Source organism: Methanosarcina flavescens, assembly GCF_001304615.2.
Lineage (GTDB): Archaea > Halobacteriota > Methanosarcinia > Methanosarcinales > Methanosarcinaceae > Methanosarcina > Methanosarcina flavescens.
Genome location: NZ_CP032683.1, coordinates 2,024,511 through 2,047,377, shown reverse-complemented (window position 1 = coordinate 2,047,377; position 22,867 = coordinate 2,024,511). Strand labels below are relative to the sequence as shown.

20 protein-coding genes are annotated in these 22,867 nt (G+C 44.0%); 15 read left to right on the top strand and 5 right to left on the bottom strand.

The features are described 5' to 3' along the window. Positions 1-147: 147 nt before the first annotated feature. Both AOB57_RS09060 and AOB57_RS09055 read left to right on the top strand, forming a co-directional pair. The gene (locus tag AOB57_RS09060; RefSeq protein WP_048167721.1) at positions 148-630 is read left to right on the top strand and encodes a hydrolase; all 483 of its coding nucleotides are present in this window, start codon (positions 148-150) and stop codon (positions 628-630) included. A 23-nt stretch (positions 631-653) separates the two neighbouring features. After that, on the top strand, positions 654-1,736 hold the full coding sequence (locus tag AOB57_RS09055) for a class I SAM-dependent methyltransferase (RefSeq protein ID WP_167829586.1): 1,083 nt from the start codon (positions 654-656) through the stop codon (positions 1,734-1,736). A 177-nt stretch (positions 1,737-1,913) separates the two neighbouring features. On the opposite strand, the gene alaS is transcribed toward AOB57_RS09055, so the two are convergent. Both alaS and AOB57_RS09045 read right to left on the bottom strand, forming a co-directional pair. Next, positions 1,914-4,700 (bottom strand): alanine--tRNA ligase, encoded by a 2,787-nt coding sequence (gene alaS, locus AOB57_RS09050; protein ID WP_054298381.1) that lies wholly within the window; start codon positions 4,698-4,700, stop codon positions 1,914-1,916. A 504-nt stretch (positions 4,701-5,204) separates the two neighbouring features. Further along, a complete protein-coding gene (locus AOB57_RS09045; RefSeq protein WP_054298349.1) occupies positions 5,205-5,465 on the bottom strand; it encodes a YhbY family RNA-binding protein in 261 nt (86 codons plus the stop codon). Between the two features lie 614 nt (positions 5,466-6,079). On the opposite strand from AOB57_RS09045, the gene AOB57_RS09040 reads away from it, so the two are divergent. From AOB57_RS09040 to AOB57_RS09025, 4 genes are all read left to right on the top strand, one after another. Then, positions 6,080-6,871 (top strand): helix-turn-helix transcriptional regulator, encoded by a 792-nt coding sequence (locus AOB57_RS09040; RefSeq protein WP_054298350.1) that lies wholly within the window; start codon positions 6,080-6,082, stop codon positions 6,869-6,871. 210 nt (positions 6,872-7,081) lie between these two features. After that, positions 7,082-9,244 (top strand): ferrous iron transport protein B, encoded by a 2,163-nt coding sequence (feoB, locus tag AOB57_RS09035; protein ID WP_054298351.1) that lies wholly within the window; start codon positions 7,082-7,084, stop codon positions 9,242-9,244. Beyond that, the gene (locus AOB57_RS09030; protein ID WP_167829585.1) at positions 9,241-9,408 is read left to right on the top strand and encodes a toprim domain-containing protein; all 168 of its coding nucleotides are present in this window, start codon (positions 9,241-9,243) and stop codon (positions 9,406-9,408) included. The genes feoB and AOB57_RS09030 overlap by 4 nt, the downstream gene beginning before the upstream one ends. Continuing rightward, positions 9,402-9,653, top strand: coding sequence for a FeoA family protein (locus AOB57_RS09025; protein WP_054298352.1), 252 nt, complete (start codon positions 9,402-9,404; stop codon positions 9,651-9,653). The genes AOB57_RS09030 and AOB57_RS09025 overlap by 7 nt, the downstream gene beginning before the upstream one ends. Before the next feature lie 77 nt (positions 9,654-9,730). Here AOB57_RS09025 and AOB57_RS09020 read toward each other — a convergent pair whose 3' ends face one another. Beyond that, the gene (locus tag AOB57_RS09020) at positions 9,731-10,270 is read right to left on the bottom strand and encodes a MogA/MoaB family molybdenum cofactor biosynthesis protein (protein ID WP_054298382.1); all 540 of its coding nucleotides are present in this window, start codon (positions 10,268-10,270) and stop codon (positions 9,731-9,733) included. 158 nt (positions 10,271-10,428) lie between these two features. Here AOB57_RS09020 and AOB57_RS09015 point away from each other — a divergent pair, with 158 nt between their 5' ends. The 9 genes from AOB57_RS09015 to AOB57_RS08975 all read left to right on the top strand — a co-directional run bounded on the left by AOB57_RS09015 (position 10,429) and on the right by AOB57_RS08975 (position 19,766). Then, complete coding sequence (locus AOB57_RS09015) at positions 10,429-11,562, top strand: DUF1786 domain-containing protein (RefSeq protein ID WP_054298353.1); 1,134 nt, start codon at positions 10,429-10,431, stop codon at positions 11,560-11,562. A 360-nt stretch (positions 11,563-11,922) separates the two neighbouring features. Next, positions 11,923-12,447: a 50S ribosomal protein L16 gene (locus AOB57_RS09010; protein ID WP_054298354.1), complete on the top strand. Its 525-nt coding sequence runs from the start codon at positions 11,923-11,925 to the stop codon at positions 12,445-12,447. Positions 12,448-12,481: 34 nt separating this feature from the next. After that, on the top strand, positions 12,482-13,090 hold the full coding sequence (locus AOB57_RS09005; RefSeq protein ID WP_054298355.1) for a translation initiation factor IF-2 subunit beta: 609 nt from the start codon (positions 12,482-12,484) through the stop codon (positions 13,088-13,090). A 211-nt stretch (positions 13,091-13,301) separates the two neighbouring features. Continuing rightward, positions 13,302-14,528 carry a radical SAM protein gene (locus AOB57_RS09000; protein WP_054298356.1) on the top strand — a complete coding sequence of 409 codons (1,227 nt, stop codon included), beginning with the start codon at positions 13,302-13,304 and terminating at the stop codon, positions 14,526-14,528. Between the two features lie 288 nt (positions 14,529-14,816). Further along, the gene (locus AOB57_RS08995) at positions 14,817-16,292 is read left to right on the top strand and encodes a tryptophan--tRNA ligase (protein WP_054298357.1); all 1,476 of its coding nucleotides are present in this window, start codon (positions 14,817-14,819) and stop codon (positions 16,290-16,292) included. Between the two features lie 69 nt (positions 16,293-16,361). After that, positions 16,362-17,840 (top strand): phenylalanine--tRNA ligase subunit alpha, encoded by a 1,479-nt coding sequence (pheS, locus tag AOB57_RS08990; RefSeq protein WP_054298358.1) that lies wholly within the window; start codon positions 16,362-16,364, stop codon positions 17,838-17,840. Positions 17,841-18,078: 238 nt separating this feature from the next. Then, entirely contained in the window at positions 18,079-18,396 is a 318-nt protein-coding gene (locus AOB57_RS08985) for a hypothetical protein (protein ID WP_054298359.1), read from the top strand. A 268-nt stretch (positions 18,397-18,664) separates the two neighbouring features. Next, positions 18,665-18,931: a hypothetical protein gene (locus AOB57_RS08980; protein ID WP_226999459.1), complete on the top strand. Its 267-nt coding sequence runs from the start codon at positions 18,665-18,667 to the stop codon at positions 18,929-18,931. Positions 18,932-19,316: 385 nt separating this feature from the next. After that, positions 19,317-19,766 carry a hypothetical protein gene (locus AOB57_RS08975; protein WP_167829584.1) on the top strand — a complete coding sequence of 150 codons (450 nt, stop codon included), beginning with the start codon at positions 19,317-19,319 and terminating at the stop codon, positions 19,764-19,766. Between the two features lie 304 nt (positions 19,767-20,070). Here AOB57_RS08975 and AOB57_RS08970 read toward each other — a convergent pair whose 3' ends face one another. After that, entirely contained in the window at positions 20,071-22,194 is a 2,124-nt protein-coding gene (locus tag AOB57_RS08970; RefSeq protein WP_082384155.1) for a heavy metal translocating P-type ATPase, read from the bottom strand. A gap of 499 nt (positions 22,195-22,693) precedes the next feature. Next, on the bottom strand, positions 22,694-22,849 hold the full coding sequence (locus AOB57_RS08965) for a hypothetical protein (RefSeq protein ID WP_167829583.1): 156 nt from the start codon (positions 22,847-22,849) through the stop codon (positions 22,694-22,696). Between the last annotated feature and the right edge of the window lie 18 nt (positions 22,850-22,867).

The following is a 22,867-nucleotide window of genomic DNA, read 5'->3' as shown; positions in this document are numbered from 1 at the left end:
TATTTAAGCTTTTTGATATCTTTCATAACAAGTTTTTGTTTCAAACAGTTGTTTACAGAAATAATTCAAATTAGGTCTCACCAACCAAAATCTAAAAACCAAAACCTAAAATAACCTTAAAAGTCATTATTAACAGGGTGAAAAATTATGAGCAGCCAAATTCAGACTCAGGAATGTTGTCCTCGATTCGACCCCGTCCCCTGGGACGGAAAACTCTTTGAATGGAACAATAAAAGATTCATCAAAGATTCGGTTACCACACAGTTTTATATGCCTCTAAATTTTGGAGAGGTAATAACAAGGATGAGCGAGAAAGTCACCAGGGCTGGTGCAGAAATGCCGGATTGGCTCTGCCTGTCAGACCATACCTCGGAAAGCAATATGGACCTTTACTTGGCTGTCGATAAAGAAGTTGACGGCGCCGAAAACGTAACACTCAGCGGGAAATTTCTGAGCAAAGTGTATGAGGGAGATTTCGAGAAGACTGCAGAATGGTGCAGCGACTTTGAAAATTATGCAAAAAGTAAAGGGCTTGCAGTCAAAAAATGGTATATGTGGTACACCACCTGTCCCGCCTGTGCTGAAAAATATGGGAAGAATTATGTTGTAATTATTTCTGAAGTGGAATAAAAATTCAACTATACTTTTTTCAGTTGCCTTTAAATCCCATAACCTATCTACTATTCCTGATCGACGTGGCAAGGAAAAAGCAATTTGAGAAGCCCCTGCATGGGGATAAGGAAAGCCTTCGCTTTGCGACCCCTGAGCCCATTGCCCGCTACAGGGCGCAGCGCCTGAGAGCAAAAACTCTTGCTGATATCAGTTGCGGGATAGGAGGACAGACTGTTTTTTTTGCACAGCAGTGCGGGTTCGTGTATGCAGTGGAAATCGACCCAAAGAAAATCGAGTATGCAAAACAGAACTGCGCAATGTACGGGCTCAGCAACGTTAAATTCATTTGCGGGGACGCCCTTGACCCGAAAATAATAGAGCAAATCCCGGCTGTTGATGTGATATTTTCGGATCCTTTCCGCCCGGCTGAAGAAAGCAAAAGGCAGGTCTCAAGCCTTGAGCCGGGAATTCCGAATGTGCTGGCTGCGTATGGGGAAAAGACCAGGAATTTCGCTTTTGAAGCTCCTCCCCAGATGCCGCCTGAAAGGATTCCTTTTGACTGCGAAAAAGAATACATCTCACTGGATGGGCAGCTCAACCGGCTTACCCTTTACTTTGGCGGGCTGAAACAGCATGACCGCATGGCTGTGGCTCTGCCTGCAGGGGAAGGGTTGGTTTCAAAATACGGGATGCTTCCACAGATAAAAGAAACCGATAAGATGAAACTCTGTGCCTATGAACCAGAGCCGTCGGTGGTTGCAGCCGAACTGCTGCCTGAACTTGTGGAATCCATGATGCAGGTGGCAGGGCCGTTTATGGGGGTTTTCGAACTCTTCAGGGTTGACAAGAAAAGGCTTCTATTAACCTCGGATGCCCTGATAAAGCAGGCGATGATCAAAAATCACTATCTTGTGCTTAAAGTCTGTCCTTTTGAACCAAAAGAGATTAACAAATTCCTTAAAGACCGGAATATAGGAAACGTTGTGCTCAGGGCAGGCGTAAAACCCGAAGATTACTGGAAAGTCCGGAATGAGGTTGAGAAAGGTCTCGAAGGAAATAAAACCGTGCATCTCTTTGTAAAAGGCAGAACTGCAATCCTTTGTGAAGTTATTTTTAACGAATGAAAAATTGTTGATCGGGGATTTGAGAGAAATAGAAAATCTGTCAAAGAATTGGAAAAACAAAAATTAGGAAAAAAGGAAAGAAGAAAATAGAAAAAGAGAATCGAAAAAAGGAGAGAAGAAAATGCCGGGATTTAGAAGCCCGGTACTCTCAGATTTACCTGTTGACTTCCTTTCAATTTACCTGCAAGCTTCCTTGCAGGCGGCTTCTTTTACAAGTTCAAGCCCACGGGCAAGTGCATCCTGAATTCTTGAAGGGTCAGTCCCACCGCCCATAGCAAGGGCAGGCTTTCCGCCTCCGCCTCCGCTAACAAGCTTTGACATTTCGCGGACAAGGCTGCCGGCATTGATTCCGCAGTTAAGGGCTTTTTGCCCGGCAGATGCTACGAGTTGGGCCCCTCCTACATCGCTTGCAAGCAGAGTTACCACATCTTCGTGTTTCAAGAATTCGGTGGCGATTTTCTGGAGTTCGAGAGAATCGGACCCTGGGATGAATTCAGCAATGACCTTAAGGCCTGCAGCCTCAGAAGCTTCTCCCAGCAGCCTGTAAACCCTTGCACGAGCAAGTTCTTCCTTGAGTCTCTCGTTTTCCTTTTTGAGATCCTTCCATTCCCCAAAGAAACGCTCAACGCTTGCAGGAAGCTGTTCAGGAGGCACACTCAGAACCTTTGCCGAATTGGTAAGTAGAGAATCTATCTTCTGCATGGCGCGTACGGCTGCAGCTCCGGCCGCAAACTCGATCCTTTCCACACCATCCTGAATTCTTTCGGTTTTCAGGATTTTGATCGGGCCGATAACTCCTGTACTGACACAGTGCGTACCTGCACAGGCTTCAACATCGTCTCCGACCTTTACTATCCTGATCTTATCTCCGAGAGGCACTCCGCCCTGATAGAGCCCAAAACCGTACTGCTGCTCGGCTTCAGTCCTTGGCATCCATTCCGTAACAACCCGCTTGTTTTCCATAACCGTGAGGTTTGCCAGAAGTTCGATTTGCCGGATTTCTTCAGGGGAGATATGCTTGTAATGCGAGAGGTCAAGCCTCGAATGATCCTCAAACTTCTGGGCACCTGTCTGCCAGATGTGTTTTCCAAGAACCTTCCTGGCTGCATCGTTTACTATATGGGTTGCCGTGTGGTGCCTGGCAAGGGTTATCCTGCGCCTTTCATCCACTTTTCCGGTGACAATATCACCTTTGGAAATCTCAAGCTCCCCTTCAAGATTTTCTACAGTATGCACGATTATGCCGTCGTAGATCTGGACATCAACCACCTTGTATACCGCATACCCGGAAGTAATTGTCCCGATATCTGAAGGCTGACCTCCACCCTCAGCATAGAAGAATGTGTTGTCCAGCACTATATTGTTATCAAAAACGTCCAGCACAACAGCTTCAAATTCCATGCGTGTTGGCTCGTCATAGAAACTGCGCTTCGTCTTCGGGAGGTGTTTAATGCGGTCTGCAAATGGAACAACTTCCGTTTCTTTTTCTTCGGCTTTGTTATGCAGTTCACCGATCAGGGAATAGAAATTGTCAGGGAATTCCACACCTACCCCGATTTCGGCTGCAACTTCTTTTGCCATCTCGGGAGGGATTCCGTGAGAGTCGTAAAGTTCGGTTAACTGGGAGAGAGGAATTTTTTCCCCGGTTTTCTTGAAGTGGGATGCTGATTTCTGAATGATCCTGCGTCCTCTTTCCATTGTATTGTTGAATTTCTCTTCTTCCAATTCCAGGATATCCTGTATGACCGGGAAATTTTCCCTGAATTCAGGGTACTCAGGCATGTTTCTTATATGCATATCCACAATTTCAGAAAGAGGGATATGGATATCAAGGTCGCCCATCATGCGTAAAGTCCGCCTGAGGACAAGCCTTGCAAGATATCCTGCTTTTACATTCGAGGGAATAATTCCGTCCCCAAGCATGAAAGTCAGACAGCGTGTATGGTCAGTAATCGCATAGACCTTTTCTACAGGTTCCATTATAGTCGAGAGTTTATCCACGGTCATTCCGATGCTTGAGGCAACCTTTTTCCTTAATTCCATAAGGTTTGCCTTCTCACTGACATCCATAAGCCCTGCAAGCCTTGCATTCTGAGCCAGGATGTTTGCATACTCGGAATTATCCAGTTCATGCTCGAGCCCTGCAAGTCCCATAAGTTCGTTTACTATGCCAGGGAAAAGTGCATCATAAATTGTAGGAGAACCTTTCGAAGCCCAGACAAACCGCTCAAGCCCGTATCCCGTATCCACGATGTAATTGTCCATCTTCGAATAGGTCTCGCCCTTGATCAGGATATCGCCTTTTTTATCGGCTTTCAGGTCCATGAAAACAAGGGTAGCAAGCTCAAGCCCGTGCACAATTACCTCAACACAGGGTCCCGCATTTCCTCCGCCTGCCCAGGGTTCTTCCTTGTAACTTACGGCAAAGGGGTCTACTTTAAGTGAGTTCAGGAGCTCGTCACAGAGTTCCAGGGTATGTTCTTTCCAGTAAATCTCATGATCCCTTTTATTGAAGGCGTGATGTGCCATCATCTCAAAATTTGTAAGATGGCGCCCACTTCTGCCCACAGAGTCCAGGTCGTTCAAGCGAATGCAGGGCTGGGAGATCGTGAGAGGATTTGCAGGTGGGGGAACCTGCCCTGAGGTTACAAAAGGCTGGAAGTCTGCAATGGATGCAATGGTAAGATAAATGTCGTCCCTCCAGCGGGCAACTACAGGGTAACGATCAATTCTTGTATGCCCTCTCTCCTCAAAAAAGGAGAGATAATACTCACGCATCTGGGAGATATCAAATTCCCTAGAAAATACCGGGTTCCCTATGAAGGAATAAGGATCACAGGGCGCATCTCCGCATGTCATTCTATCAAGATCGCGTGTCCAGAAAAACTTGCCACATGACTGGCACTGCTTCCGGACGAACCCGTTATTTTTGAAAAATTCAAGTTGATATTCATCTTCAAGCATAACAATCTCTCCGGAGGGTGGGGGTTTGCTCTGCCCTGGTGTATCTGAGAACAAAAGGAGAAATACCCCAGCTCAACCGTTTCAAGAAACTTCCAGGCACTTTAAGTGCACGTACGATGGAAATTTAAGTTTATTTCAGTAATTTGACTCATTCATCCGTTAACTTTTGTACAAGACGTAGGGGATTAACCGGAAATATGAAATGTCTGTAAATGATGTATGACCAAGTTAGCAACTTGAAGTCACCTTTGCAACATAAATAACTTACCAAGATAATAAAATAATAATTTTATATTATGTATTTTCATACATACAGATCTTAACCTATACGATAGATCTTAACCTATACGATAGATCTTAACCTATACAGATATTCTATACAAAAACCTTATTCTTCATTTTAAAAAGCCGGGAGTTATTTTTATTGGAATAGAAGATAGGCAGTATATTGGAAGGTCTGCTAAAAATCAGAGTCAGGAAAAAGGTGCTTCTACGCCTGATTTCTCATCTGTAAAGAACCACTGTCCTTCCACGTACTTCTATCAGATTGGATCTTGTAGCGGCTGCGATTTCTTCCGCGATGTCTTTTAAGTCTTTTCCTTCTTCAGCGCTTTTCAGCACCCTTACCTTCACAAGCCTGTTAGCCTTTATCTGCTTGTTCAGTTCTTCGATCAGAGTGTCCGTTACCCCGTTCTTCCCTATATTAAGAATTGGAGAAAGCTGGTTTGCTTCGGCTTTCAACCTGTATAACTTTTCTTTTTCCATTACTCTTCCTCACATTGACAGGCATAAAACTCATTCTGTCAATTACGAAACACCTATATTGGTACTCATATTATTATAATTCTATTATGAAAAAATTACACAATTTATAATAAAAAGAGTACTTGATTTTGAAAGTTATCTATCATGCATCCTGTCATTCATCCTGAACAGTTTACCATTTATCCAGTTCTCTCCCTTTTCTAATCAGCACCTATATCAACGTTTCCTAGCAAACTGGAAAGAAGCCAGTTAACTTTATAGATCTGATTATGAGATCAGCCAGGTTTCAGGTCCTGTGCTGGGGCTTGTCCTGTGCTGGGACTTAAATAAGTTCCTTTATAGGTGTTGTCATCCAGATTATTCGTGTCTATTTATTCCCGAAGGCTGATAATAAAGTAGATAAAAGGATATAAGGCTATACCAGGGTCTTTGTTAGCAGATTCACCAAATTATGACTGCTCCCTCGAGTTGAGAAGAGGCAGGCCAGAGTTCTCAAATAATTTCGACACATTTATTAGCAATTTGCCACTCATTAAGGATTATAAAAAATTGAACCATAAAAATGGAACCAGTGAACAAAGCTCTTTTTCTAAGTTCAGGACGGCGACTGTAAAATGAATCCCGGCTTGCTTGATCTTATCCTGTTTTCAGAGAAAAGAAAAAATTTTCTCCTGCTCCTGAAAGAAGGCCCAAAGGATATTGAAGAGATACTTGAGAGACTTCAGGTTCCCAGGACAGCTCTTCTCCCCCAGATAAAAAAATTGAAAGAAGAAGAACTGGTAATACATGAAGATGGAATGTACCGGCTCAGCGCAATAGGGGTAATTATTGTAGAAAAAATGCAGCCTCTGCTTGATACCCTAGCAGTGTTCGAGAAAAATGAAGAATTTTGGGCTGACCGAAAGCTTGCCTCTATTCCGCCCAAGCTTGTAAAAAGAATCAATGAACTTGGAGACTATCGCATTATAGAGCCAGACCTCAGCCATACATTTGACCTGAACCCGAAATTTGTAGAGTATCTTTCAAATTCAAGCCGTACTCGCATCTTTTTCTCTTATTTTCACCCTCAGTTTCCGGCGCTTTATCTCAACCTTGCAAGAAAAGGCATTGAGGTCTCCCTTGTCCTGAGTGAGGCTGTATACTCACGGCTTATAGAAGATTTCAAAGAAGAAGGGAAAGAATTCCTTAAAATGGAAAACACAAGCCTTTATATCTTTGGAAAAAAAGGAGTGGAGATTCCTGTGCTTATTGCTGTGACTGACAGGATAATGGTTCTTGGCTTGTTTAACGAGAGTGGAAGGTTTGACCGCCAGTACGTAAGAAGTTCCGAACCTCGTGCAATAAAATGGGGAGAAGAGCTGTTCGAATATTACAGAACTATGAGCAGAGAAATTGAAATCGAATAGAAGTCACGTATCAACCCGCAGGTAGCCGGCTCATAATATAAGTTAGAATTTAAGTTAAAGACTTTTTTTTGGTTTAAAAACTGTTTAAATAATCTTATTTTTGGTAAACAATTTGAGAGGATGATGCAATTGCATTAGCCTTAAATATTAGGTATGCCTAAATATGAATAAAATCCTAAATTAGGTTCACCTAAAAACGAGAGTGGAAATATGAAACTCCCAGTTATCTGTCCTGAAGGAGAATGTTGCCATGGAAGCAGGGGGTGCGTTCCAGGAAAAGGGGTTCCGAAAATCGTACTTGTCGGTAGTCCTAACGTTGGGAAGAGCAGCCTTTTTAATGCCCTCTCCGGAAGCTATACACTGGTTTCCAATTATCCAGGAACTTCAGTCGAAATCAGCCGTGGGAAGTCAAAGATAAGAGAAAGGGAGTATGAAATCATTGACACGCCAGGGATGTATTCTTTGCTTCCCGTAAGTGAGGAAGAAAGGGTTTCCCAGCTTTTAATTTTTGAGGAAAACCCTCTGGTTTACCTCCATGTAGTAGATGCCAGAAATCTCAGGCGCATGCTCTCCTTCACCTTGCAGCTTCTTGAGGCCGGGCTTCCTCTCATCCTTGTTCTGAACATGATGGACGAGGCTGAAGAAAGGGGAATTGAAATCGATATATCTGAACTCAGCCGATTTCTGGGAATCCCAGTTATCGGAACAGTTTCAAATGAGGGGAAAGGGATAGATGAACTTAAGACCGCAATATCAGAATTTGTCCCCGAAAACAATACCCCGGATATCCAAAAATTCCAGAAACTTGATTATGGAACAGAAATTGAGCCATACATTGAGAGTGTCGAAAATTTACTTGGTCCTTCAAAAGAATTCGGAATCTCAAAGAGAGCTTTCTCACTTCTGTTACTCCAGGAAGACAGAACAGCTCTTGAATACCTCCTCAGGGCTGAAAAATCGCCTGAATATGTGAAAGCAGGCAGTGAAAAAAATAATGAAGAGATCCGTAAACTTGTAGAAGCAGCTTCAAAGGCAGCGGCAGTCCCTCTTTCCTACCTGTTCACTCTGAAACGCCAGGAACGTGTGAACGAAATCGTGGAACAGGTAATGGAAATACCTGAGAGGGTGGAGAGAAAAACTCTCGGAAAAACCGGAATAGCGGGGACAGAGAGAAGCAGCGAGAAAGCAGGAATAAGAACAGGTAAAAAGACAGAAACTCCGAAGAAAAACATTGGTTTCTCCGAGAAAATAGACAGCATTCTTATCCATCCTGTATTCGGGATACCCGTGTTATTTTTAATTCTGTACCTCGGGTTCTACCAGTTTGTAGGTGTCTTTGCAGCTGGAACTGTTGTTGATTTCCTGGAAAACACGTTATTTGGGCAATATATAAATCCGCTGGTGACTGCCAGGTTTGTGTCGCTTGTACCCTATCCTGCTTTGCAGGATCTCTTTGTGGGAGAATATGGTATTTTCACCCAGGCAGTAACATACGCAATCGCTCTCATACTTCCCATAGTTGGAGCCTTTTTCCTGGTATTCTCCATTATTGAGGACACCGGATATCTACCCAGGCTTAGCCTGCTTCTAGACGGCATGTTCAAAAAAATAGGGCTCAGTGGAAAGGCAGTAATTCCTATGGTACTTGGATTTGGCTGCTCCACAATGGCTACTATGGTCACCAGAACCCTTGAGACGAAAAGGGAAAGGCTCATTGCAAATATCTTGCTGGCACTCGCAATTCCTTGTTCGGCACAGCTGGGCATAATCCTTTCAATCCTTTCAGGAAACCCCAGAGGATTGTCTGTGTGGGCAGGTGTTATTGTGCTTGAATTTATACTGATAGGCTACCTGGCTTCAAGAATCCTGCCAGGAGAGGCTCCGACATTCATACTTGAAATGCCCCCTCTAAGGCGTCCAAAACTCTCGAATATACTGGTAAAAACTTACTCAAGGATGCACTGGTACTTCCTTGAAGTCCTGCCCCTTTTTGTTGTGGCAAGTATTCTGATCTGGATAGGAAGATTGACAGGCATTTTTGACCTTGCCTTAAAAGTAATGGAATACCCGACAGTCTGGATTGGCTTGCCCCCCAATGCGGCTGATGTTTTTCTCTTCGGCTTCTTCAGGAGAGATTTTGGAGCAGCCGGACTTTATGGAATGTATGATTCAGGACTGCTGACAGGTTTGCAGCTTGTAGTTGCAGCCGTTACTTTGACCCTCTTCATGCCCTGCATAGCCCAGTTCATGATGACAATAAAGGAGAGAGGATTGAAAACAGCCCTTGTAATCTCAGGATTCATTTTCCCGTCTGCGTTCCTCACAGGTTCTATTGTAAATACTTTACTGACCGCACTGGGGGTAAACCTGTGAAGTGTCCCCTTTGCGGAAATGAATTTGAGAAAGCTGACGAAGCAAAATGTGCCGGCTGCGGAAAGCTTCACAACTGCAACAAGCAGTGCTGTCCTAGCTGCGGATACGAACTTGTAAAAGAAGCAAAGATAATACAATTTATAAGGAAGCTATTCAAATGGTAACAAAAAATGTACATCTCACCCTGGAAACTACAACACTCTGCACAATGGAACCAAGAAAAACCGGGAAAATCTCACATCTTGAGACTAAAAACCCCGGCATCCTGAAGAAACTCGTATCAATGGGCATTCTGCCAGGCATGCCCGTTACTTTGCTCCGGCGGTCTCCATCATACCTTTTTGAGGTTGACCAGACAAAGTATGCCGTTGATAGGGAAATCGCGAACCATATTTATGTTAGCTACTGATCCGCTAGTTTATGAAAATATAAGGAAAAGTAATAAAAAGAAAAATGCATAAGAAAGAGCATGGCAAAAAGGGAAGCTTATTCCCTTACATGCCTGACAATATGTCCGGCTTCGGGAATTATGATCTCGGAAAGAGCCAGTCTTACGGCATTTGGCGAACCCGGCAGGCAGAATACTGCTTTTCCTTTAATTACACCTGCTGAGGCTCTTGTAAGGATTACGGACGTCCCTATGTCTTCAAGGCTTTTATACCTGAACAATTCTCCGAAGCCTGGGAGTTCCTTCTCAAAAAGAGGGGTTATCGACTCGATTGTAAGGTCTTTTGGTGCAAGCCCTGTGCCCCCGCTTGTAATTACAATATCTGCGGAACTTTCAAGAGCGGAAAGCACAGCTTCTATAATCGGGATTTTTCCATCGGGAATGAGCCTGTAGAATGTAACTTCATGGTTAGCCGCTTCAAGAAGCTCTTTCATAGCCTTTCCTGAGAAGTCTTCGGCTTCCTCAGGCGAATCAGAATCTCCGTACTTTTCATATCTGGAGGTAGAAATTGTAATTAGGGCAAAAGAAAAGGATTTTTTTGCTCCTTTTTTGTGGATTTCCGGGGTGGATTCTTTCATGAAAATAACACTCTCCATTTTTGTTCCTTTTATCCGGCTTTTTATTATCTGAATTCTATTTTATCCGGATTCCTGTTTATATGTTCCTGTTATCCAGCTTCGTGTTTACTTCTACTAACCTGCCTATATTTTAATATCTTATCAGCCAATGCACAGGTATGCGCATACTTGCAGCGGACATAGGAACAGGGACACAGGATATCCTGCTTTTTGATTCGGAAAAAGAGCCAGAAAACAGCCTGCTTATGGTCATGCCTTCTCCGACCAGGATTATTGCAGAGAAGATTAGGAAAGCGACCAGAGAAAGAAAAGCAATAGTGCTTACCGGAAACATAATGGGGGGAGGGCCTTCTGCGTTTGCTGTCAGAGCTCATCTGAAGGCAGGCTTTCCGGTATATGCTACTGAAAAGGCTGCTTTGACTATCCACGATAGTATTGAGAAGGTAAAGGCTTTTGGAATCCGGATTGTCTCGGAAGAGGAGGCAAAGCAGCTTACCTGCGAAGGAGAAGCAAAGAAAGATAAAGTAAATATTGTTATGCAGGACTTCGATCCGGAATCCGTTTCATCTGCACTTTCAGCTTTTGGCGTTTCCATGCCTGAAAACTATGCTGTGGCAGTGCAGGATCACGGAAATGCCCCTGAGAAAAGTAACAGGGTTTACCGTTTTGAACTTTTCAAGAAATTTATTGACAGGGGAGGCAAGCTTGAGAATTTTGTATACACGCCCAAAGAGATTCCAGACGCTTTTACCAGAATGAAGGCTCAGGCAGATTCTCTTGTAAAATCCGTAGGGAACCCTGAAATTCGCTCTGTCTTCATGGATACCGGTCCTGCAGCTATTTTCGGGGCTCTTACCGACCCCACCGCACTCCAGCCTTCAATCGTGGTTAATATAGGAAACGGGCATACTCTGGGAGCCCTTGTGCTTGAAAACAGGGTAACGGCGCTTTTTGAACATCACAGCTCCAATATGAATTCGGAAAAACTTCAGGATTATATCATAAGGCTTGCCGACGGAAGCCTTGATTTTGATGAAGTATTTGAGGATGGGGGACATGGTGCATATATAAAAGAAGCAGTAGGCTTTGAGCAGGTTAGATCTATAATGGTCACCGGCCCAAAAAGGCAGATGCTTGAAAAGCTCTCAGAATCCGGGCTCAGGAAGGAAATATCAAATAAGCTGCATTTTGCCGCACCTTTCGGAAGCATGATGCTATCAGGTTGTTTTGGGCTGCTTGCAGGATTTTTTGAAAAATATCCGGGATCATCAATAAAATTTATAAACCACTAGGTAGTAGGAAGTAAGTCACATACGCCCGGAATATGTAAATTCTAAGGGGTTACGAATTTCAAGCAAAATCCCAGTCCCTGATACTTTTAAAGAGCAAAAGGGCAGGGAAAATAGAGATTGTTTGCTAAATCCGTAGGGACCGGTTTACAGATAAATGTAAATACAGGCAGTTATCTCTATATGCGCATATCTCATACTGAGTGGTTTGCTAAACGGTTTTTTGGGAACTTGATGCAAACGTTTATATGCGGAAAGAAATCCGTTATAATAAATTTTTGTTAAACTCAATTAGACTAAATAAACTATTTGACTAAATAAATTAAGCTAATTAAACTTATCAATTTCAGGAGAATCAAGCTTATGGTACGAAAGCCAGGAAGTATGTACAGGAACGTGAGGCAGCGCTCATTTACCAGAAGAAAATACATGGGCGGTGTTCCAGGCAGTCAGGTTATTCACTACGACATGGGTGACAAGGCAAACAGCGATGCCTTCCCTATAAGAATCTCCCTGCTTGCGGAAGAAAAGTGCCAGATAAGGCACACTGCTCTCGAAGCAGCCCGTATTACAGCAAACAGGCACCTTACTTCAGATGTAGGAAAGACGGGCTTTTACATGAAACTCCGTGTCTATCCCCACGAAGTACTCAGGGAAAACAAGCAAGCAACCGGCGCTGGTGCTGACCGTGTATCCAGTGGGATGCGCAGGGCTTTTGGAAAGAACGTAGGTACTGCAGCCAGGGTAAACCCAATGCAGAAGATCTTTACAGTGGCTGTTGAGAAGCAAAACTTTGAAGCCGCAAAGAAAGCCCTCTGGCATGCAGGACAGAAATTACCAACTCCCTTTAGAATCGTTATCGACCAGGGAGCAGAACTGGTACAGTAATCAGTTAAACTGTTAACATCAAAAGGAGTATAATATGTACGATTACGAAGAGCTTTTGAACCGTGCAATGGCAAAAATGCCTGAAACCGAGACTACGGATGCTCGATTCGTAATCCCTGAACCCAGACTCTTCTCCGAAGGCAAGACCACAATTCTGGAAAACTTCGGAAATATTGCAGATACCCTTAACCGGGACCCTGACCACTTGATGAAATATCTCACGAGGGAACTGGGGACTGCAGGGAAAATAGAAGGCACACGCGCAGTCTTCCAGGGAAGGTTTACGAGAGCCCAGATTTCAGATAACATTCAGGCTTATGTGGACGAATACGTCATGTGTTCGGAATGTGGACGCCCGGACACCCAGCTTGTCAAGGTGGAAAGAGTACTTGTCCTGAGATGTTCTGCTTGCGGGGCTCACAGGCCTGTTAAGAAGAGAAAGGTAAGTAATGTGGTTGTCAGGGATGCCATCGAAGAAGGCGGAACCTATGAACTCCGGGTCGATGCTGTCGGGTCCAAAGGTGACGGTATAGCAAAGATCGATAAGTATACGGTTTTCGTGCCCGGAGCCGCAAAAGGTGACGTGGTCAAAGTAAAAATAAAGAAAATCAGCGGAAACCTCGCCTTCTCGGAAAGGGTCTGAGGTTTAAGCTTATTTTTTAAGTAAGCACCTTAAATATACTTAAGCAGCTCAGGCTGGTTACATCCGTTTTCATGCCCGGGCAGCTTAAATTCAACCGTTGGCCGCGACCATTGCACCGGTTTATCACGTCATCATGCCGGTTTTTGATCAAAATTTTTTCTAAAAAGTTTGCGGTCAAGCTCTTTTCAGAAAAGGTTTGCGGTGAGGAGAAATGACTTCTGAAAAAAAGGATTCATCGGAGGTCTCGTTGAAAGATATCCCAGCAAAGGAGAGAACTATAGAAATTCTTTCAATGCCCGGGCTGTCAGTGAATCTTCGGCAAGCAGGAGAGAGCTTAGAGTTTTCAGCAAGCGGGACTCTGAAAGCAGCCTGTAGCCCCATTCTGAAAAAAATCAATTCCCGCCTGAAAGAAGAAAAGCTAGCCATTATGGAGGAAGACAAGGTCATTCCCTCAGCCTGGCTCCCACCTATACCAGGTCCGGTCTTCAAACGTCTTATTTTTGCGGAGATGCAGATTGCTCTCGGGAGATACATTCCTGAAACTGTGTCCATCGAACTTACCCGACAGAATAGTTCGAAATATTCGCTAGGGACGGTTGTAGACGAGCTGGATGCGAACACTGTAAAGAGAATAATAGATGAAGCCCTTGAATACGGCACTTTCATTCTCACATTTACCGAGAATGATCCCCTGCTGCGCGGAGAAGTATTTGAGCTAATCAGGTATGTGGACAAGAAGCGGGCTATAGTAAACTGTTCAACCTGGGGCACGGATTTTACAAAAGAAACTGCTTTCCGCCTGAAAGAAGCAGGGCTCCATTCCCTTATGGTGGGGATTTACTCCACTGACCCTGAGAAACATGATGCTGTCCGAAAATCCAAAGGAGCATATGATAGAGCAGTCTCTGCAATAAAACTTGCACTTGAAGCCGGGCTCATGGTTGTGATGACAACACATGTTTCTCCCTCAAACCTTGAGGAGCTGTTTGCTCTTTACTCACTTGCATCGCAACTTGGAGTCCATGAATTTTCTGTATGGGAAGCAATGCCAAAAAGTAGTAAGGAACCTGTAATTACAGATAAAGACAGAAAAGCCATTCTTGATATGTATCAAAGAATAAACGCCAGTTCGAGCGGCCCACGTATGTTTGCGAATACTTACTTTGAAGGACAGATGCTGGGCGCAATGGAAGGCAGGCGCTGGATGCATATAACGGCAGATGGAGACGTAAAACCCGGTCCTTATCCGCCTTTCAGTTTCGGAAATATAAAAGAAGAATCCTTAAAAGATGCCTGGCAGAAAATTCGGAGTTACCCTTACTTCCAGAAACAGAAAAGCTTGAGTCCTATGCATGACCCGGAATTTCTGGAGTTTGTCGACAGAATTCCTGAAGGAGCAAAACTGCCTTATCCTTTTGAGAAAGTCTATATAAGATGAAATTGAATAATCTGTCGTTATCTCTTTACCGCTTTCTCTCTGGAACATTTAGTTTCCTTTTAGTTTTTTCAGCTGGACAGTGTAAGCCAAAAAAATTGAAAGCAGATTGCCATTGGAGCGCCGATATCAGCCTGAAATTGCCTACCTGGAGATAAACATTTACATATAAGCAGATATTTTTAAAGAACAGATTAGTTGTAACTGTGTCATACCTTTAATTGTTTTCAGCAAGAAAAGGCTGTTTTCTGAAGATTTTTCTTCATGAGACGGCAGTAATGAGGGATTTTAATGACTAATACACTTGACCCCTGGAGTTCAAGCGACATTGCTGACTATTCCAAGTTATTCGAAGAATTCGGGATTTCTCCTTTTGATGAGATTCTTCCGGAAGTTCCTTCCCCCAGCACGTATATGCGGAGAAGGGTCATCTTCGGGCACCGTGATTACGAGCAGATTGCAGAGGCCATGAGGACAGGTGCCCCATTTTCCGTAATGGATGGGTTTATGCCCTCCGGAAAAATCCATCTCGGGCACAAGATGGTTATGGACCAGATAATCTGGCACCAGCAAATGGGAGCATCTGCTTTTGTGGGGATTGCGGACAGAGAGGCTTTCTCAGTACGCGGATTTTCCTGGCAGAAATGCAGGGAAATCGGGACAGAAGAATACATATTAAGCCTGATAGCTCTCGGCTTCAAGCCAGACGGCCTTATTTATTTCCAGTCAGGCTGTGAAAGCGTTAAAGACCTGGCATTTGAACTCGGGGTCAAGGTAAATTTCTCAGAACTCAGCGCAATTTATGGATTTTCAGGAGAAACTAACCTCTCTCATATGATCAGTGTGGCAACCCAGGCTGCTGATATCCTCCAGCCCCAGCTTGAAGAATTCGGAGGTCCAAAACCGGTTGTAGTTCCTGTTGGTCCAGACCAGGATCCTCACCTTCGCCTTACAAGGGGACTTGCAGGCAAAATGAATATGTTCAGGATTGAAGAAAGAGAAAACACAAACGGATGGAAATATTTTAGTGTCAGGGGAAAAGGAGCTCCTAAGGAAGCCTTACAGGAACTCAAAAAACGAATTCCTGGAAAAGTTAAACTCTATGAAGAACATATTGATGTACTCCAGACTCCTGACTACCCATTCCTTATGAGGCTAGTCTCAGAGGTCAGAAAAGCTGATAGAAAAAACCAGTATCTGGCTGAAATCGAAAGTGTCTCCAGGTTTATGGAAGACGCAAAGCCACCTGAATTCGCTGAGTACGAAAAGTACTTCGTTTTCAGGAAAATCTGGAAACTCACCAAAAAAATACTGGAGCAAATCGTTGCCGAAATAGCCGCTGAATTCGGAGGCTATGCCTTCATTCCGCCTGCATCTACCTATCATCGTTTTATGAGCGGACTGCAGGGAGGAAAGATGTCAAGCAGTGTTCCTGACAGTTACATAGCTCTTACTGACGACCCGAAGGAAGGCGCAAAAAAGGTAAAAAGGGCAAAAACAGGAGGTCGTGTTACCCTTGAAGAGCAGAAAAAGCTGGGAGGAATATCAGAAGAATGTTCGGTCTTCGAATTATTGCTCTTCCACCTGCTTGAAGACGATGAGGAATTGTTGGAAATCAGGCAGGAATGTGTCTCCGGTACCAGGATGTGCGGCTCATGCAAGCAGTTAGCAGCCGAAAAAATGTCCGAGTTCCTTAAAGACCATCAGGAGAAAAGGGAGCTTGCAAGGGAGCACCTTGACGAATACAGAATAATTTACAAAAAGTAAACTTTAGAGGATTCAATTATCATAGAATACTGGATTTAAGATTTCAGAATTTCAGGATGTGATCATAACATGAGTGTTCAGGAAAACCTCACAATCAACGAGAAAAAAGTCCTGCTTGCCCTTGAAGCCCTGGGATCCGCATCTCCCAAAAGATTGGAGGAGAAATCGGGGTTGCAGGTAGATGCAGCAATGCAGGCAGCTTTCATGCTTGAAGAAAAAGGGCTGGTTTCAATCTCCGAAAAGGTCATGGAACGTTATTCCCTTACAAAGGAAGGGGAAGAATACACAAAAAATGGGCTTCCCGAACGCCAGATTATCGACTCCCTCAAAGCTCCGACCTCGCTTGAAGAACTTAGAAGCCGTTTCTCTCCGAAAACAGTTGGAATTGCAACAGGCTGGCTCGTAAAAAAAGGATGGGCAAAGGTTGAAAACGGGAGAATGGTGCCGTCTGGAAATGTGTATACAGGAAAAGATGAAGAAACTCTTGCAGCTTTCACAGGCAAAGCAAAAACGCTCGAAGAACTTGCATCCGACGAAGGGACAATAAAAGACCTGCTCAAGCGCAAACTCATCATAAAACACGAAGAAAAGTTCAGGACTGTTTCCATAACTGATGCCGGGAACGCACTTGCAGCTCAGGGGCTTGTGCTTGAAGAGGAAATTGCCCAGCTTACACCCGATTTATTGAAAAGCGGTGCCTGGAAGGGAAAAAAATTCAGGCCTTACCGTCTTGATATTATCCCAAAATCTCTTTACGGGGCTAAAATCCATCCCTACAGGCGCCTTATTGAGCAGATGCGCCAGATCTTCCTGGAAATGGGCTTTACCGAGATTAAAGGCGGGATTATCCAGAGTTCTTTCTGGAATTTCGACGCCCTCTTCCAGCCGCAAGATCACCCTGCAAGAGATATGCAGGACACTTTCCACCTTGATACAACCTGCCTGCTTCCGGCTGATTTTACCGAAAAGGTAGCTGCAATGCACGAACGCGGAGGAGATATTGACTCCTGCGGCTGGGGTGGGATCTGGGACAGAGAACTTGCAGAACGCAATGTCCTGAGAACACACACAACAGCCGTAACCGTCAAGTACCTGGCTGACAATCCCAAACCGCCTGTAAAAGCCTTCTGCATTGACAGGGCTTACCGCAGGGAAACTATCGACCCTACCCATACCCCGGAGTTCGAACAGCTTGAAGGGGTTGTAATGGATAGGGATATGTCCTTTGCAGACCTGCTGGGTTTGCTTGCAGAATTCTACCACAGGATGGGATTCGAGGAAGTTCGTTTCCGCCCTGGGTACTTCCCATATACCGAGCCGAGCGTAGAACCCGAGGTTTACGTGGATGGCCTGGGCTGGGTTGAACTTGGAGGCGCAGGCGTCTTCAGAAAAGAAGTTACTGAACCTTTAGGAATTAAAGAACCTGTCCTTGCTTGGGGGCTGGGAGTCAGCCGGCTTGCCATGCTGAAGCTGGGACTTAAGGATCTCAGACTCCTTTACCAGTCTGATATTGACTGGCTCAGGAAGAGTGAAGTTTGCAGAACCTGAAATCTGAATCCAGGCTTGTAACCTGAGAATCTCAGGTTAAAACTTTTTCAACCTCAGTAAAAATCTAAGACCAGTAAGGTCACGAAAACCAGTGAGGTAAAAATTTGGGGGTATATACCTTGCGGGATTTTAGTTTCTAAACACATTTCCTTTAGTAAATATATAATTATATGAGTATTAGTTGGTAAATTAGGCATGATTATATGATACCTGCAGTTAATTAAAAGGGGATAAATAAATGACAGATAACTCATCAGAACCTGAGGCTTTACCTAAAGGCTTGCCGAATAATCCGGAAAGCCAGAAGGAAATCGAGCCAGAGACTGTGGAAACTGGCATAGCAACTCGATACTGGCTTGAGTTGATACCCTATCCAGAAGGCAGTACAAGAAGTTTATGGCTTTTTGTTAATGATGAGTGGAGGCATCTGGATAACCCGGATCCCAGTACTCAGATCGCAGTGCAGGATGCCTTCTGCAAATGTCCAGAACGTCTGGAAGTTCAGGTATGGTACTCTGGAGACATGATTCGGGGACTGTTAGTAAGAACAAAATAAGTAAACTTAAATGATTGCTCCATTCAGAATCTCTTTATTGTCAGAAAAAGTTTTTAAATACTTTACGATTTACAAAGTTTTTCCGCATCTTAACCCGAAGAGGGGAAAAAGTACCATTAAATAACCCCAAACCCTATTTTCTAGCATAAAATATCCAGGAAAGAGCACAGCCGGGGGGTAAGCTACGGATAGAAACAGGTATAGTGAAATCTCGAAAAGCGACTGGTACGGAAAAGCTCTGATACTTTTTACATTCATAGCATTAGTTGTGATAGCATCGGTTTTACTTCCTCCTGACTGCTGGTATCTCTGGCTTACTATAATAGTCGGAGGTGCTGCCCTGCTTGTAACATGGCATGCAAAAAACTCCGCCTACCTCTGTCCCAGATGCGGCGATGTCTTTGAGGTCTCAACATTTGAAGATTTGCTCAGCCCCAACGGTGGGAATAAAAAATATGTGAAATGCCCGCAGTGTGGGAAACGAGCCTGGGCTGATATTCTGAGAATTAAAGAGCAAACTGTCCACAAGAAGTAAAACGTTGCAGGGCGAGAATATCAAGGCACTATACAGGGATTTGCCAGCAGTTTCGGAAGTCTTGCTGCCATCATCGGGCTTGTCCTTGGTGGTCTTTTATATGAAATGCTTGCCGGAATTTCTTTTTTAATTGCAGGCCTGGTAATCTACACTGTCTTTTTGCTCGATTTCCGGCTCAGGTATTTTGAAAAAAGCTGAGACACTGACCAGGAATAGATTCGGTATTCTCATTGCCTGAGTTCTGGGCTCCAGAGAAAGTTTGAGTTACATATTTAAATCGTATGTTTTAAACCAGATAAACTACATCTTGAGAAACGACTGTAACTAAAAAAATCTAACCTTATAGTTCCGGCAAATAAAGTGGAATCTTAGACCGGGGTTTAGTATGAGTAATACAACCAAGCTATTGATGATTATTCTCATGGTCGTGACTGCAGTAATAGTTGTACAACTGATTGATCAGCCTCTAGGAGAAAAGGGAGCAGTACAGCGAGAAAGAATTATGGGGAAGGGTTCTCTGGATATATTCGTAAGCGAATCCCACAGCTACGAAGACAGGTTTTTGTTTACCTATACCCCAAGAAATCCAGGTTCCAGATTTGACTGCTACATGAGTTATGAGTTCAGGGAAGACGGGAATTCCCTCGAAAACGTTAGTGAAAAGTTTTACGGGAACGTTTCGGTTGAAAATCCGATTGTACTTGAATTCCCAAGAAAGGAAAATTCCGAATATGAATTGAAAACTATAATTGAGGACAAAAGCGGAATCAACCTGCATAAAAGCGAGATCGAAATTTCCCCGGCAACCATAGAGAATGAAACCGAAATTAAATAAAAAAGATAAAAGTTTGATGAAAAGATAAAAATTTGATAAAAAGGTAAAAGTTTGAACCCGTAGTTACCGGAAAGCTATGTAGAAGCTGGAAAGTAAAATCTACCTGCTTTTAGCAGCTATTTCTAGAATAAATCCTTTTCCAGCAGCCTTTTTGAATTTTCCGATATAACCCCTGGTCTAAAGCTTTAAAATTTATCTTTTCCTTTTCTTCCCAGTAAATCTTGAAATGAATCCGATTACTGCAGAAGCTAGTGCAGCTAAAGCGATCAACTTCTTTATACTGCGGAATATTCCAAGCATTAAATCACCCCATCTTTAAAGTCCTCGCGTTTATTGCTACTATTATAGTACTCAGGCTCATTAGAACTGCACCCACGGCAGGGCTCAGTAAGATTCCGTATCCATAGAGTATCCCTGCTGCAAGAGGAATTGCAAAAACGTTATATCCTGTTGCCCAGAGAAGGTTCTGATACATCTTGGAGTAAGTTTTTCTTGAAAGCCCGATGATATAAACTACATCTCTCGGATCATTTTTTACCAGGACTATATCAGCGGTTTCGATTGCAACATCCGTACCTGCTCCTATGGCTATTCCGACATCAGCCTGAGCCAAGGCAGGCGCATCATTAACCCCGTCTCCGACCATGCCTGTGATGTACTGAGCCTGAACTTCTTTGACCTTCTCGGCTTTCTCATGAGGAAGGACTTCTGCGAAATAATCATCAAGCTCGAGTTCTCGGGCTACCCAGGCTGCCACATAGCGGTTATCCCCTGTAAGCATGACGCATCTAATTCCCATACTTTTAAGTCTTGAGATAGCCTCCCTCGATTCTCTCCTGACAATATCGGCAAGTGCAACGGCTCCAAGTACCTTATCTCCCTCAAGCAGGAACACGACGGTCTTTCCCTGCGCTTTGATTTCCTCAATCTCCTCGTTCTTGAGGGCAATCCCTTTTTCTTCAAGATAGCCAGGACTCACAACAAGGAATTTTTTTCCTTCAACCATGCCCTGTATCCCTTTTCCTGGAATCGAGCTGAATTCTTCCACAGGCTGGGTTTGCAGCCCTCTTTCCCGTGCACTTTCCAGAATGCCTGTTGCAATAGGATGTTCCGAACTGGCTTCCAGAGAAGCAGCGAGGCTTAAAATTCTGTCATTATTCTCTCCGGTTCTGTTTTCTTCGCCTGAAAGAGAGACTACGTCTGTAACCCCAAACCGTCCTTCGGTTAATGTACCAGTTTTGTCAAAAATAATAGCCTGAAGATTGCGTGCTTTTTCAAATGCTTGCCTGTCCCGAATAAGGAGACCGGATTTTGCGGCAAGAGATGTTGAAACTGCAACTACGAGAGGGATTGCAAGCCCAAGGGCGTGTGGGCAGGTAATAACCATTACAGTCACTGACCTTTCAAGCGCAAAGACAAGCTGCTGACCGAAAAGAATCCAGAGAATAAAGGTGAGAGTTCCCACAGTCAGGGCTATTATTGTGAGATAAAGGGCAGCTCGGTTTGCCAGATCCTGAGTTTTTGACTTGCTTTCCTGGGCAGTCCTGACAAGCTCGACAACCTGGCTGAGATAGGTATCCTTGCCGGTCTTTTCTACCCTGACGACAAAAGCTGCCTCCCCATTAATCGAACCGCCGATAACGTCGTTTCCAGGGTTTTTCGTGACAGGTTTCGACTCCCCGGTAAGCATGGATTCGTTGACGCTGCTTGTCCCCTCCACAACTGTCCCATCCACAGGCAGCTTTTCTCCGGGCTTGATCAGAACTTCATCCCCAATTTTCAGCTTGTCAACCTCCACATCGACAAAGTCTCCATTTTTCTTCAGGTGGGCGACTGAAGGCATGATCTTTACAAGCTCTTCAAGGGCTCTTGAGGCTCCCATTACGGAACGCATCTCAAGCCAGTGCCCGAGCAGCATTACGTCGATAAGGGTCACAAGCTCCCAGAAAAAGACCTCGCCATGCAGCCCGAAAACTACAGCAGAGCTGTAAAAATAAGCCACACTGATTGCAATGGCTATAAGGGTCATCATTCCAGGTGACTTTTCGGAAAGCTCCTCTTTTATTCCCCTGAGAAATGGATACCCGCCGTAGAAATAAATGACCGAGGAAAACAAGAAGGAGAGATAATCCGAACCCTGTACGCGAAGCTCAAAGTTAAAAAAATCCTGGATAGTAGATGAAAGCAGCAAAACCGGGAAAGTCAACACTAAGGAAACAATAAATCTCTTCCTGAAATCTTCAAGCATATGGGCATGATGGTTTCCATGCCCTTTCCCGCCGGCAGCTCCGTGACCCTCATGTTCCGTTCCTTCATGTCTCATTTCTGCATGTGGTTCGTGACCCTCGTGTTCCATCTCACCATGTTGTCCGTGTTTCATCTCTGCCTGCTTCATCTCTTCATGCTGCTCAGGGCTTCCAAGTCCCATTTCTTCATGTTGTCCGTGACCCAACGATTTCTCTTTGGTACGCACTGTTTGATCCTCAGGATGTCCCTGATGTATCGTATTTCCCGCAGGTTTATTCCCACTTTCTCCATGAGATTCATAGGAATTCCCTGACGTTTCTCTTCCCGAGATATGACTTTTATTCATGAGAGGAGGATCATTTACTTCAGTTCTAGAACTATCAGTATCTACTCCCCTCTTTTCAGCCTGCATATCTACCCAATTCCCCTGATTTTGATTTTATTAAGTATTATAATTTCTAATATATTTGAAAATAAAAGAACCAAATATCCTGAGTCAGGAAAGATAAACCTTTACGACCAGTCAGTCTAGAGGATTAATATCTAAAGGATAAAAAGCAGGAAAAACTTGAAAAGAATACTCAAAATACTCTAAACAAACGAAGGAAAAAAACCAGAGCAAAGCTACTTTAAGCCATCCTGAAAGGGAAAATAAAAGAAAAACATGCATATGATAGGATTTAAATGCTCTGCGCTTTCCGGATACCACGGCGCACAGCAAGGACCAGAATAAAGAAAATAATGATGCTAAAGATCCCGATGAAAATGGCATCCCTAAAGGCTACGTCCAGGGGAATGTGACTGATAGACCCGTAGTCCTCAAGCAATACGGACATATTTTAATCTACGCGCTC